The organism is Neisseria sp. P0021.S007 (genome assembly GCF_051956855.1).
This window is the reverse complement of record NZ_JBQCXA010000001.1, coordinates 551006-564278: the sequence shown is the minus strand read 5'-3', so window position 1 is coordinate 564278 and position 13273 is coordinate 551006. Positions and strand designations below refer to the sequence as shown.

Below are 13273 nucleotides of genomic sequence, written 5' to 3'. Positions count from 1 at the left end.
CGGTATGACGACCAACACCCACAATACCGATCCGGCGTTACAGCAGTACCTCAACAGCATCGGTCAGCACGAACATCCCGTTTTGACCGCATTGCGTGAGCGTACCCAATCACATCGTCTGGGAAAGATGGCCATCGCCCAAGAGCAGGCAGCCATGTTGGTGTGGTTGGCCAAATTATTGAATGCTAAAAAATATTTGGAAGTTGGTGTCTTTACCGGTTACAGCAGCACCGCCATGGCGCTTTCCCTCCCCGAAGACGGCAAAATCACGGCTTGCGACATTAATGTAACCTTTACCGATATTGCCCGAGAAACATGGCAGGCAGCAGGTATAGCGCATAAAATCTCGCTTCATCTGCAACCAGCTTTGCTGACTTTGGACGATTTGATTGCGCAAGGCGAATCGGAAAGCTACGACTTGGCACTTATCGATGCCGACAAACCGCCTACGCCAAAATATTTCGAACGCTGTTTGCAACTGGTACGGAGTGGCGGCGTGATTGCCATCGATAATATCTTGTTGGGTGGGCGCGTCATGAATGAAGCTGCCGAAAATGATCCGCCAAGCTTGGATATCCTGCGCCATTTCAACCAAAATCTGCCGCGCGATACACGCATTATTCCCATTACCCTGCCTGTCGGCGACGGTTTGACACTGCTACTAAAAAAATAAAACGACACAATCCGATGAAAACATTATCACATTCCCTGTTTCTTTTGCCGCTTACTCTATTGGCCACATCGTGCGCCGTTTCCCATCCTCTTCAACCAGCCGATAATCCTAACTTCGTCCTGCCGGATATTCCGCGTGAGCCTTTGCCTGAAAAAAGTATTCCCTATCCGCGTTTGGACGCACAAACCCAGATTGACCACTTAGGTATACAAATTGCCCGACTGGAACGCACGGTTGAAGAATTAAATCAACGCTTGCACACATTGGAACAACAACGGACTATCAAACGTCCGACTACTTCTGCTTCCAATCCCAAAGCCCAGCGATTGGACGACCGCAAGCTGAAAATGAACTATTTGGCAAATGGCGGCGGCGTGCCGTCTGAAACAGACTCAGCCGCACAAAACGAATTACGCCTTTATAATCAGGCGCAAAAATACTATCAGCGTAACAACTATTCCGCCGCAGTGGCCATTTTGAAAGAGGCTGACGGCGGCAATGGCAGCGAAATTGCCCGCCGCAATATGTACCTGCTCCTGCAAAGCCAACAACGTCTGGGCAACTGCGAATCCGTTATCGAAATCGGCAACCGCTACGCCAACCGATTCCGCAACAGCCCGCAAGCTCCCGATGCCATGTACAGCATCGGCCAATGCCAATACAAACTGCAACAAAAAGACATCGCCCGCAGCACATGGCGCAAACTGATACAAAGCTTCCCCAACAGCGAAGCGGCAAAACGCGCTTCCATCAGTCTCAAACAAAGATAAACGTTCAGACGGCCTTGTCATCCCCAAGGCCGTCTGAATATTTTTTTACCCTTAATCCATTCAAGCAAAAGGAACTCTTCATGATCCAAGTCGGCATTATTATGGGCAGCAACAGCGATTGGCCGGTGATGCAGCAGGCAGCACAATTTCTCAAAGAATTCGGCGTTGAATACGAAGCGCGTGTCGTCTCTGCACACCGTACGCCTGATTTGATGTTTGAATACGCCGAAACCGCACGCGAACGCGGCATCAAAGCCATCATTGCCGGCGCAGGCGGCGCAGCGCATTTGCCAGGCATGGTTGCAGCCAAAACCACGGTGCCCGTCTTGGGTGTTCCCGTGCCCAGCAAATATCTGCGCGGCGAAGACTCCCTGCTTTCGATTGTACAAATGCCCAAAGGCGTTCCTGTTGCCACATTTGCCATTGGCGAAGCCGGTGCGGCCAATGCAGCGCTGTTTGCTATTTCACTTTTGGCCAATGAAAATCCTGAATTGGCTGAAAAATTGGCGGCTTTCCGTGCCAAACAAGAGCAAACCGTTCTAGCCATGGAATTGCCTGAAGCATAACTGACAAAGGCCGTCTGAAAGTTGTAAAGGGAAACTTTGATTTCGTTTTACGATTGTTTAGACGGCCTTAGTGTTTTATCAAATTGAATTAATGCCATGAAAACCCTAGCATTCATCCTACTCTCCACCCTGCTTTGCGCCTGCCAAAGCCCAAGTACTCCTACTCAATCAACTGCCATCCCATCTCAGCAACAAGCCCAAGATACAAATGGAAACCTGATTATCTTCTATGATGCCCAAACCGGTTCTGCGCCATTGCTAAAAGCAGTGAAAACCTCGGGTGCAAGTTTGATTTATGAATACAAAAACCTGAACGGCATTGCTATTCGTCCGTCTTCCAAGACCAAGATTGAAGATGCCATTGCCTATTTCAAAAAAATAAATGGCGTATTGTCGGTCGAACAAGACCGACTGCTTAAACTTCAATAAATAAACTATTTTCTAACCAAATAAAAAAGGCCGTCTGAAACGTATCACTACGATTTCAGACGGCCTTAACCTTTTCAATAAATTAAATCATGCCTCTGCCTTGCGCTTTTGGCTTGGCTTGGCCGAATTCCAATTTACTCAGCGCAGATAAATAGGCTTTGGCAGTTGCCACCAATACGTCGGTATCCGCACCTTGGCCGTTGACCACACGGTCGCCACGTTGCAGGCGGACGGAAGTTTCGCCTTGGCTTTCTGTACCTTGAGTTACCGCATTGACAGAGTAAATCTGCAAGGTTGCGCCACTTTGTGCTACGCTTTCAATGGCTTTGAAGATGGCATCAACAGGGCCTGAGCCGCTAGCGGAAGCGTGTTTTTCTTCACCGCGAATACTGAACACAATATCGGCGCGCGGCTCTTCACCAGTTTCAGTGCTGATTTTTTGGGAAATGAATTTGTAGCTTTCGGTATTCATATTGCCCATTTCGTCAGACACCAAAGCGTGCAGGTCTTCATCAAAGATTTCGCGTTTCTTATCCGCCAGCTCTTTGAAGCGTGCAAATGCCGCATTCAACGCCTCTTCACTTTCCAACTCAATACCCAAATCTGCCAGCTTGGTTTTGAAAGCATTACGGCCGGAGAGTTTACCCAAAGTCAGGCGGTTGGTTGACCAGCCAACTGATTCGGCAGTCATGATTTCATAGGTTTCAGGGTGTTTCAACACGCCGTCTTGGTGGATGCCTGATTCGTGTGCAAAGGCGTTTGCGCCGACTACTGCTTTATTTGGCTGAATCGGATAGCCGGTAATAGTAGATACCAGTTTGGATACTGGCACGATTTGCGTGGTATCAATGCCGGTTTCCAAGCCGAAAAGGTCGTGGCGCACTTTCAACGCCATCACGATTTCTTCAAGGCTGGCATTACCCGCACGTTCACCCAAACCGTTGATGGTACATTCCACCTGGCGCACGCCTGCCTGAACAGCGGCCAGCGAGTTGGCAACCGCCATACCCAAGTCGTTGTGGCAGTGGGTCGACCAGACTACTTTGTCGCCGTTGGGCACGCTTTTGATGATGTTACTGATACGCTCGTACCATACGGAAGGGATGGAGTAGCCGACAGTATCGGGAATATTGATGGTGGTTGCGCCTGCCTCGATAACCGCCGTAAAGATTTTGGCGAGAAAGTCCAAATCCGAACGCACGGCGTCTTCGGCGGAAAATTCCACATCGTCAGTATATTCTTTGGCAATTTTTACCGCTTTGACCGCCGCATCGATGACCTGCTGCGGCTTCATTTTCAGTTTGTGCTCCATGTGGATGGGGCTGGTGGCGATAAAAGTGTGAATACGTTTTTTCGGAGCAGGGGAAACAGCTTCGCCTGCTTTGCGCACATCGTTTTCAACGGCACGCGCCAATGAGCAAACTGTAGATTTAGTAATGATTTTGGCAATCGCATTAACCGATTCAAAATCGCCCGGACTGGCTGCTGCAAAACCTGCCTCAATCACATCGACACCCATCTTTTCCAACTGGCGGGCAATACGGATTTTCTCCTCTTTGGTCATGGATGCGCCGGGGGACTGCTCACCGTCGCGCATGGTGGTATCGAAAATGATAACGCGGTTGGTTTGTGTCATTTCTGTTCTCTCCAGAGATTCATTTTTTTGTAAAAAAGCATTCAAATCAAGCGGTCTGCCTTGCGCTTCCGCCAAAGCGGTCAGTTTTTGCAACTGAGCCAAAGGCAGGGACCCGCGTGTACGCCATTTGTAGATAGCCGCTGTGGTCGCAGCATTTTCCGGGTCGTGCTGTTTCAGAGCTTCGGCCAGCGCGTTTACGCCGCCAAAATAGGCAACCAAACGGTCAATGTCTAATTGCATGATGTTCCTTGTCCAAATCTGATTAAGATTATTGTGTTCTGGTTTTGCATTATACTCATTTTAGACAAAACGACAATCTATTTTTATCAAAATATTGGTATAAATTTTAAAACTTGAGAAATTTTTATACATTTTGTCTAATTTGGACTATTAAAAGCTCCTCTCAAACCGAACACATCCTAAATATAGTAAACTAATCCCCTATTTCCCCGATTTGAAACACATTATGCCCCATACCATCCCTACCAACCGCTCCGACATCGAATGGCGCAACGAAAGTACACAAAAGCCACCCAAGCAGGCGGTTTACATACAAGAAGCAGGCGCAACAGAAATCTTAAAAAATGCCCACGCGCAAACTGCAACTGTTTGGACTGGCGATTTTCACAATGCCAAGCAAGTCTTATCTGCAATGAAAAAACGTATCCGCAGGCCGTCTGAAAAAAAGAAAGGCGCACCTGCCGATATTCAGACAGCCTTTCATGCCCACCGTATGAAACAGGCGCAACAAAGCCGTTTGCTCAATATGCTTGCCATCGAAATCCAACCTAATTTTCAACTGGACAATGCACGCGCACCCGACATCTACGCCGCCTTGTGCGATGTTTACGACACACTAAACGACAAACCGTTTCTTTTGCCGCTAAATCAATTATTGGGTTTTATCGGTGCACACGAATGGCACAAAAAAGGCATAGACATTCCTCAGCTTGATGGAAAAATCCATGTTCCTTTCGGCGTATTCTCTCCACTGCGCGGCGAGTATTTGGATTTAATCACACAAGCCCCACTCGCTCCCCATATTCAGACGGCCTTTGACATCGGCACCGGCTCAGGTGTTATTGCCGCAATTTTGGCCAAGCGAGGCATACCCGACATCATTGCCACAGACACCAACCCAAAAGCAATAGCCTGCGCCACAGCAAACCTTGAGCGTCTAAGCCTGGATAAAGCTGTCAACATCCAATCGATTGATTTATTTCCCGAAACTTGCGCCGACCTTATCGTCTGCAATCCGCCTTGGCTGCCGGCAAAACCGACCTCTGCCATCGAGACCGCCCTTTACGACCCCAATCATGCCATGTTAACCGCGTTCCTCAACGGCGTACGCCAGCACTTAAATCCAAACGGCGAAGCCTGGTTAATTATTTCCGACTTGGCAGAACACTTACATTTGCGCAACAAAGACTTTCTAAACCAATGCTTTCAGACGGCCTCACTCAATGTAGTCGATATTTTGAAAACTAAACCGCAACACAAAAAAGCAATAGATGAATCCGATCCTTTGGCGTTTGCCAGAAACAAGGAAACTACTTATCTATACCGTTTGAAAGCGATATAAAATCAAGGCCGTCTGAACATTCGGACGGCCTTTAAGCATTTTTATAAAAGAAAACGGCATATCCGTAAAGATATGCCGTCGATGGGAGCAGGGACTGCTATATTTGGCAGTGGTTTGTGTTTTAGTCCTCTTGCGCCGCTGTTTGCAGGTAGTTTGGCAAACCAACTTTACCAATCAATTCCTGCTGAGTTTCAAGCCAGTCGATGTGTTCTTCGTTGATGTCTTTTTGTTTTTCCAACAAATCACGGCTGACATAGTCTTGTTGCTCTTCTGCAAGAGCGATGGCTGCAACCAGAGTATCATGTTTTTCATACTCTTTTTTCAGATCGCAGGCAATGATTTCTTCGGTAGATTCACCGATCAACAGTTTACCCAATTCTTGCAGATTAGGCAGACCTTCCAAGAACAAAATACGCTCGATTAAATCGTCTGCGGATTTCATCTCGCGGATGGATTGTTTGAAGAAGTGTTCGCCCAATTCTTCAAAGCCCCAGTTTTTCAAAATGCGGGCATGCAGGAAGTATTGGTTAATGGTAATCAGCAACAAACCTAAGTTTTTGTTCAGCTCGCGAATAACTAAGCGATCGCCTTTCATATTCAGCTCCTTAATATGTTATACGCTAGATTACAGTTGGCTTTGGTAGTAGTTGCCTTCGCCGACCAATTCGATCAGACGCAGTTGTTGTTCCAACCAGTGAGCGTGATCTTCTTCAGTGTCTTTCAGTTGGGCAATCATCAAATCGCGGGTAACGTAGTCTTGAGCTTCTTCGCACAATTTGATGCCTTTTTTCAGCGCATCGCGTACTTCGTATTCAGTGTTCAAGTCTGCTTTCAGACAAGAGATTACGTCAGTACCGATGTTCAGTTCGGCACGTGTCATTTTAGGAGTACCGCCCAACATCAGGATACGACGGATGAAGTCTTCGGCGTGAGTGGTTTCTTCTTCCATCTCGTGGTTCAAACGTTCGAACAGTTTGGTGTAACCCCATTCAGAGTACAGGCGAGAGTGGATAAAATATTGGTCGCGAGCAGCCAACTCACCAGACAATAATTCGTTCATGTAATCAATAACTGCTTGGTTGCCTTGCATAATTCTTTCTCTTTCTTTTAAAAGTTGATAATCACGAAATGAAGATTCGTGTGTTGTTATGGAACGAGGTAATTGTATGCACAAGAAGCACTTTTGACAAATTTTCTATTTAAAATACAAACAATTATCAAAAAAGTTAACCAGCCAAAAAGGCCGTCTGAAAAATTAATCCCCTGTTTTTAATGACAATTTTTTGACATTAGTATTAAGAATCCATTGCATCATTCAAAAACATTTACATTTGTTAACCATAAATAAAAGCAAATAATCCAACAAAATCAATCAAATTTAATTATGAATTATTCTCAACTGCTTTTGCCTCATTTTTTTGAATCTTCTACTCCGTCAATACTTAGGAATCGTGCTATAATCGCCAGTTATCTTTTTTTTAAGCACCTAGCTGAAACACATAAATTATCATGAAACAAATCCGCAATATTGCCATCATCGCCCACGTCGACCATGGCAAAACCACATTAGTTGACCAGTTGCTGCGTCAGTCCGGTACATTCCGTTCCAACCAGCAAGTCGAAGAACGCGTCATGGACAGCAACGATCTTGAAAAAGAACGCGGCATTACCATTCTCGCTAAAAATACCGCCATCGAATACGAAGGCTACCACATTAACATCGTAGATACCCCGGGACACGCTGATTTTGGTGGCGAGGTGGAACGTGTATTGGGCATGGTTGACTGCGTCGTACTGTTGGTTGACGCACAAGAAGGCCCTATGCCGCAAACCCGTTTCGTGACCAAAAAAGCCTTGGCTTTGGGTCTTAAACCTATCGTTGTTATCAACAAAATCGACAAACCATCTGCCCGTCCAAGCTGGGTTATCGACCAAACATTCGAATTGTTCGACAACTTGGGCGCAACCGACGAACAATTGGACTTCCCTATCGTCTATGCTTCCGGCCTGTCCGGCTTTGCCAAACTGGATGAAAACGACGAGAGCAGCGACATGCGCCCTCTGTTCGAGACCATTTTGAAACACACGCCTGCACCAAGCGGCAGCGCGGACAAAACGCTGCAACTGCAAATTTCCCAACTGGACTACGACAACTACACCGGCCGCCTCGGCATCGGCCGCATCCTGAACGGCCGCATCAAACCCGGCCAAGTCGTTGCCGTCATGAATCATGAAGAACAAGTCGCCCAAGGCCGCATCAACCAGCTGTTGGGCTTCCAAGGCTTGGAACGCGTACCTTTGGAAGAAGCTGAGGCCGGTGACATCGTGATTATTTCTGGCATTGAAGACATCGGTATCGGCGTAACCATTACCGACAAAGACAATCCCAAAGGCTTGCCTATGTTGAGCGTGGACGAGCCGACCCTGACCATGGACTTTATGGTCAACACTTCTCCTCTTGCCGGTACTGAAGGCAAATTCGTGACTTCCCGCCAAATCCGCGACCGCCTGCAAAAAGAATTGCTGACCAACGTTGCCCTGCGTGTTGAAGATACAGCCGATGCCGACGTTTTCCGCGTTTCTGGCCGCGGCGAATTGCACTTGACCATTTTGTTGGAAAACATGCGCCGCGAAGGCTTTGAATTGGCAGTCGGCAAACCGCGCGTGGTATTCCGTGAAATTGACGGTCAAAAATGCGAGCCTTACGAAAATCTGACTGTGGATGTGCCGGATGAAAACCAAGGCGCGGTCATGGAAGAACTCGGCCGCCGCCGTGGCGAATTGACCAATATGGAAAGCGACGGTAACGGTCGTACACGTTTGGAATACCATATTCCTGCACGCGGCCTGATCGGTTTCCAAGGTGAATTTATGACCTTGACCCGCGGTACCGGCTTGATGAGCCACGTTTTTGACGACTATGCTCCGGTTAAACCTGATATGCCAGGTCGTCACAACGGCGTCCTGGTTTCTCAAGAGCAAGGTGAAGCTGTTGCTTACGCCCTGTGGAACTTGGAAGACCGCGGCCGTATGTTCGTTTCTCCAAACGACAAAGTCTACGAAGGTATGATTATTGGTATTCACAGCCGCGACAACGACTTGGTGGTAAACCCTCTGAAAGGTAAAAAACTGACCAACGTCCGCGCCAGCGGTACAGATGAAGCCGTGCGCCTGACTACGCCTATCAAATTGACTTTGGAAGGTGCAGTTGAGTTCATCGACGATGACGAACTGGTTGAAATCACGCCACAATCCATCCGCCTGCGTAAACGCTACCTGAGCGAATTGGAACGTCGCCGTCATTTCAAAAAACTGGACTAATTCTGTTTGATTGATACGTTTTAAAATTGAGGCCGTCTGAAAAGTGTTTTGGAAATCCTAGATTTCATTTTTACACTTTCAGACGGCCTTTTATCATCTGTTCAAATAAAGTAAATCGGCATTTCTTCCGCTTGTACTGCTGCTTCATCAGCGCGATCATTCTTACGATATTGCCCCGGCGATATCCCATATTGCTTTTTAAATGCCTTGCCAAAATGCGTTTCCGATTGAAAACCCACCGAGAGCGCAACCGATAAAACCGAATCGGCTGTCTGCTTTAACAATAACGCCCCCTGCTGCAAGCGGATACTGTTTACAAAAGCATGAGGGCTTGTTCCCGTCTGCTGCTTAAATACCCGCATCAACTGGGCGCGAGATAAGTTGGCCATCTCGGTCATTTTCTCGATATTCCATTCCTCTTCCGGCTTATCCACTACTGCCTGAAGCAAATTCCGCAAACGTTTGTCCTGCCAACCATTCAGCAAACCGCTTAATTGCGCTGCCCCATTTTTCTCCAGGCTGGCTCGAAGTAGAAATACCAGCAACACCGAAGCCAATGCGTTCACGACCGCTACCGAGCCGGACAAAGCCTGACCGCTCTCATATTGCAACAATGCCACCAAATACTGTAAAGAAGGATGGTTGATATTCAGCAAAACAGTATCAGGCAGTCCCGCCATAATATCCGCCTGCGCTTCATATTCAAACCGCGCGCAGAAAAGATGCAAAGCCGCATCGCCTCCTGCATGACTCTGCTTGACTTTAAATGCGCCTTTTTCACTCGTCAGCACGCTGACACCGAGATTTTCACAACTGCTGTCGTTGCTCAAAGTATGCCCTACGCTGCGCGGAAAAAAAATGATATCCCCCGCACTCAGCAGCCTAGCCTCTTGCTCCCCATCAATTCGGATATAACCCGAACCGGCAGTTACGATATGTACCAAACCATGCGCACGCTTTGGTTCATGCCGCACATACCATTCCCCCCGAAAAAGACATTGAACATCCACGCTGCCTTTTACCTGCGCCAATTCGACCAGCCTATCCAAAATATCCATAGTGTTTTTTACCAATAAATGAGATGTTTTGACGATTTAAATCTTCAAATTATTGCAATAATACACACACCAAATACAAACGGATAGGATTTTTTATCTTATCCACTCACATTAAGAAAGGACATATCATGTTTAAAGACTGGCCTGAACATACCGCCTTGGTAAAAAAAGCATTCGGCGAATTGGGTAAAAACCATCCTAAAATGCTGCAAGCCTACGGCGTACTGGATCAAGCAGCCGCTGCCGAAGCACTGGATGCCAAAACACGCGAACTGATTGCCATTGCCGTTGCTATTACCACACGTTGCGAAAGCTGTATTAGCGTGCATGCAGCCGCCGCAGCCAAAGCAGGTGCAACCGAAAGTGAAATCGCCGGCGCATTGGCCACTGCTATCGCCCTGAACGCTGGTGCCGCTTATACCTACGCTTTACGCGCTTTGGAAGCAGTAGAAACCCAACGCTAATCGGTTTGTAAAATCAGGCCGTCTGAAAGCCAACTCCCCTTTCAGACGGCCTGATGAAATGCTAAACTGATAAAGTTATCATATTGTTTTCTGTCTAATAGGAGATTGAACCATGAAGAAACTGCTGACCGCCGTACTTTTTGCCGCCGCTGTTGCCACTCCTTTGGCCGCTTCCGCTGCCTCTATGCCTAAAGTTGAAAAAATTGCGGCACAGCCTGCAAAAGCAAAAGGCGTTTGGATTGATGTCCGCTCTGCCGAAGAATTTAAAGAAGGCCATTTGCAAGGTGCGCTCAATATTCCGCATGACCAAATCGTTGACCGCATCAAATCCGTCAGCCCGGATAAAAACGCACCGGTAAACCTCTACTGCCGCAGCGGCCGCCGTGCAGAAGCCGCGCTGACTGAGCTGAAAAAAGCCGGCTACACCAACGTAACCAACCATGGCGGTTATGAAGACTTGGTGAAAAAAGGTTTGAAATAAATCTAGTTGATTTTAAAAAGGCCGTCTGAAACTTTTCAGACGGCCTTTATTGCATTACAGACAGCAACTTCCAAATCTCAAACGTTTGCTGAGACCGGTTTCGTGAATTAATTGTTTGATAACCAAAATATTGGTGTTATCGGCCAACGCGCGAATGCTGTGCGCTTCCATCGGCTCAAGACGGATAACTTGCAAGCCTTCGGTTTGCAAAACTTCGTCCACCGTTTTGATTTCGGCTTTGCCGTTTAAAACCAAAAGCAAAATAATCGCATCCGCCTCATATGCCGGAATTTCATTATTCTTCTGCAGTGAAAGCTGAACAATCTCCTGATTGCCGTCTGAAGCAATCACGCCGCCCAATAAAGCTTTGGGGTCTAACTCATAATGTTTCATTATTATCCTTTCCGCCCAAACGTTGCCGATTCGTGGACAATCGCTCAAGCAAACCAGTACAATACCGTCCATCTTACCGATAGACACAATATTGTCACATGAACATATTAATCTCAAACGACGATGGTTATCTTGCGCCCGGTTTGGCTGTTTTGGCAAGAGTGTGTGCAGAATTTGCCAATGTCAGGGTGGTTGCGCCCGAACGCGATCGCAGCGGCGTCAGCAATTCCCTGACTCTAGACCGTCCTTTACAACTGAAACAGGCGGAAAACGGGTTTTACTATGTGAACGGCACCCCCACCGATTGCATTCATGTCGGCCAGCATGCCCTTGCCGACTTCAAACCCAACTTAGTCTTGTCCGGCATTAACAACGGCGCAAATATGGGCGACGATACGCTTTATTCCGGTACGGTTGCCGCCGCGACTGAAGCCTATTTAATGGGCATTCCCGCCATTGCTTTTTCGCTTGCCGACTCCAGCGGCCGTTATTGGGAAACCGCGGAAAAAGCCGCTTGGATACTGCTTTCCTACTTTCTCAAACGCCCTATTTCCAAACCCATCTTATGGAACATCAATATCCCTGCCGTCGCACCTGAGGATATCCAAGGCATAAAAATTACACGGCTCGGCCGTCGTCATCATGAACAAAGCATTGTTCCCATGTATAATCCACGTGGCGAACAAATTTATTGGATTGGGCCGGTCGGCGATGTTTCCGACAGCGAAGAAGGTACCGACTTTGGCGAATGCGCGTCCGGCTTCATCACGATTACCCCCCTGCAAGTCGATTTGACTGCCTACGGACAAATGGAGCAAACCGCTTCCTTTTGGTCAGAAATCCCTGCGCCTTAACAGTCCCTAACAGCCGAACACTTGAGAAACAAGCATATTTTTATTATGATATGCCTCGACGAGAACAATTACCCGAATACGAAAGTCATTAACATGTTGAAAAAAAGTGTATCTTATGCCGGATCGGCAGCTTTGGTTTTATTACTTGCAGCCTGTGCCAGCCAACAACCGGCTCCTGTAGTCGTCGGCACACAAAGCGGTGGTTCAACAACAAGCTCTACCGCTGACAATCCTTACGGTGCAGCGCCTTACAATACCAACACCAGCCCAGCGGCAGATGCTCCATACACTCCGCCGGTAAGTACACCTGCTCCAACGTACAACAGCGGCAGCACCGGCACTTACACGCCTTCTTATGCGCCTGTTGATATTAATGCAGCGACACATACCGTTGTTCGTGGTGATACCGTTTACAACATCTCCAAACGCTACAACATTACCCAAGACAATCTGCGTGCATGGAATAACTTGGCCGACAACACCATCAGCATTGGTCAAACCCTCCGTGTGAAACCTGAAGGCTACGTTGCACCTGCAGCTTCTGCAAGCAAACCTTCTACTCCAACAACTACAACTACTGCTCCGACTCCAAGCACGCCTGCCAATACACCGACCGTATCTACCGGCAGCAGCCGCAACGTCAGCGGCATCACATGGCAGCGTCCGACTACCGGTAACGTTATCGCCAACTTCGGCGGCAGCAACAAAGGTGTGGATATCGCCGGTACGCAAGGCCAGCCTGTTGTTGCAGCGGCAGACGGTAAAGTCGTTTACGCAGGCTCAGGCTTGCGCGGTTACGGCAACTTGGTCATCATCCAACACAACTCCTCATTCTTGAGCGCATACGGTCACAACCAACGCCTGCTGGTTAATGAAAACCAAACCGTGAAACGCGGTCAAACCATTGCGCACATGGGTAATACCGATGCATCCCGCACTCAGTTGCACTTTGAAATCCGTCAAAACGGCAAACCAGTCAATCCGGCAAATTATGTTGCCTTCTAAGCTGATTCAAGCAACCTAATTTCAATTCAATCCCTGCCTAA

At 47.8% G+C, this 13273-nt stretch carries 15 protein-coding genes; 10 read left to right on the top strand and 5 right to left on the bottom strand.

Annotation, left to right across the window (positions count from 1 at the left end):
• Positions 1-4: 4 nt before the first annotated feature.
• The 4 genes from ACTHUR_RS02705 to ACTHUR_RS02690 all read left to right on the top strand — a co-directional run bounded on the left by ACTHUR_RS02705 (position 5) and on the right by ACTHUR_RS02690 (position 2438).
• On the top strand, positions 5-673 hold the full coding sequence (locus ACTHUR_RS02705; RefSeq protein ID WP_004520310.1) for a class I SAM-dependent methyltransferase: 669 nt from the start codon (positions 5-7) through the stop codon (positions 671-673).
• Between the two features lie 14 nt (positions 674-687).
• Positions 688-1443: a tetratricopeptide repeat protein gene (locus tag ACTHUR_RS02700; protein WP_004520309.1), complete on the top strand. Its 756-nt coding sequence runs from the start codon at positions 688-690 to the stop codon at positions 1441-1443.
• Positions 1444-1523: 80 nt separating this feature from the next.
• Positions 1524-2009: a 5-(carboxyamino)imidazole ribonucleotide mutase gene (gene purE / locus ACTHUR_RS02695; protein ID WP_003686478.1), complete on the top strand. Its 486-nt coding sequence runs from the start codon at positions 1524-1526 to the stop codon at positions 2007-2009.
• Positions 2010-2105: 96 nt separating this feature from the next.
• The gene (locus ACTHUR_RS02690) at positions 2106-2438 is read left to right on the top strand and encodes a hypothetical protein (protein ID WP_004520308.1); all 333 of its coding nucleotides are present in this window, start codon (positions 2106-2108) and stop codon (positions 2436-2438) included.
• An 82-nt stretch (positions 2439-2520) separates the two neighbouring features.
• Here ACTHUR_RS02690 and ACTHUR_RS02685 read toward each other — a convergent pair whose 3' ends face one another.
• On the bottom strand, positions 2521-4314 hold the full coding sequence (locus ACTHUR_RS02685) for a 2-isopropylmalate synthase (RefSeq protein ID WP_049330811.1): 1794 nt from the start codon (positions 4312-4314) through the stop codon (positions 2521-2523).
• A 226-nt stretch (positions 4315-4540) separates the two neighbouring features.
• Between ACTHUR_RS02685 and ACTHUR_RS02680 the strand changes: the two genes are divergently transcribed.
• Positions 4541-5656, top strand: a complete 1116-nt coding sequence (locus tag ACTHUR_RS02680) for a methyltransferase (protein ID WP_049335259.1) — start codon at positions 4541-4543, stop codon at positions 5654-5656.
• A gap of 121 nt (positions 5657-5777) precedes the next feature.
• Here the strand turns inward: ACTHUR_RS02680 and bfr (ACTHUR_RS02675) are convergent, their stop codons facing one another.
• Together bfr (ACTHUR_RS02675) and bfr (ACTHUR_RS02670) are read right to left on the bottom strand one after the other, a co-directional pair.
• The gene (gene bfr / locus ACTHUR_RS02675) at positions 5778-6251 is read right to left on the bottom strand and encodes a bacterioferritin (RefSeq protein ID WP_049335261.1); all 474 of its coding nucleotides are present in this window, start codon (positions 6249-6251) and stop codon (positions 5778-5780) included.
• A 30-nt stretch (positions 6252-6281) separates the two neighbouring features.
• Positions 6282-6746, bottom strand: a complete 465-nt coding sequence (gene bfr, locus ACTHUR_RS02670) for a bacterioferritin (protein ID WP_004520304.1) — start codon at positions 6744-6746, stop codon at positions 6282-6284.
• A gap of 419 nt (positions 6747-7165) precedes the next feature.
• Here bfr (ACTHUR_RS02670) and typA point away from each other — a divergent pair, with 419 nt between their 5' ends.
• Entirely contained in the window at positions 7166-8977 is a 1812-nt protein-coding gene (gene typA / locus ACTHUR_RS02665) for a translational GTPase TypA (protein WP_049335263.1), read from the top strand.
• A 101-nt stretch (positions 8978-9078) separates the two neighbouring features.
• Here typA and ACTHUR_RS02660 read toward each other — a convergent pair whose 3' ends face one another.
• On the bottom strand, positions 9079-10035 hold the full coding sequence (locus ACTHUR_RS02660) for a cupin domain-containing protein (protein ID WP_440361116.1): 957 nt from the start codon (positions 10033-10035) through the stop codon (positions 9079-9081).
• Between the two features lie 128 nt (positions 10036-10163).
• Between ACTHUR_RS02660 and ACTHUR_RS02655 the strand changes: the two genes are divergently transcribed.
• On the top strand, positions 10164-10499 hold the full coding sequence (locus ACTHUR_RS02655; protein ID WP_440361117.1) for a carboxymuconolactone decarboxylase family protein: 336 nt from the start codon (positions 10164-10166) through the stop codon (positions 10497-10499).
• Positions 10500-10611: 112 nt separating this feature from the next.
• Positions 10612-10980, top strand: a complete 369-nt coding sequence (locus ACTHUR_RS02650) for a rhodanese-like domain-containing protein (RefSeq protein WP_440361118.1) — start codon at positions 10612-10614, stop codon at positions 10978-10980.
• A gap of 54 nt (positions 10981-11034) precedes the next feature.
• Here ACTHUR_RS02650 and ACTHUR_RS02645 read toward each other — a convergent pair whose 3' ends face one another.
• Entirely contained in the window at positions 11035-11373 is a 339-nt protein-coding gene (locus ACTHUR_RS02645; protein ID WP_004520298.1) for a hypothetical protein, read from the bottom strand.
• A 98-nt stretch (positions 11374-11471) separates the two neighbouring features.
• Between ACTHUR_RS02645 and surE the strand changes: the two genes are divergently transcribed.
• Together surE and ACTHUR_RS02635 are read left to right on the top strand one after the other, a co-directional pair.
• The gene (gene surE / locus ACTHUR_RS02640) at positions 11472-12227 is read left to right on the top strand and encodes a 5'/3'-nucleotidase SurE (RefSeq protein WP_440361119.1); all 756 of its coding nucleotides are present in this window, start codon (positions 11472-11474) and stop codon (positions 12225-12227) included.
• A gap of 93 nt (positions 12228-12320) precedes the next feature.
• Positions 12321-13232, top strand: a complete 912-nt coding sequence (locus tag ACTHUR_RS02635) for a peptidoglycan DD-metalloendopeptidase family protein (protein ID WP_049335267.1) — start codon at positions 12321-12323, stop codon at positions 13230-13232.
• Positions 13233-13273: the final 41 nt, after the last annotated feature.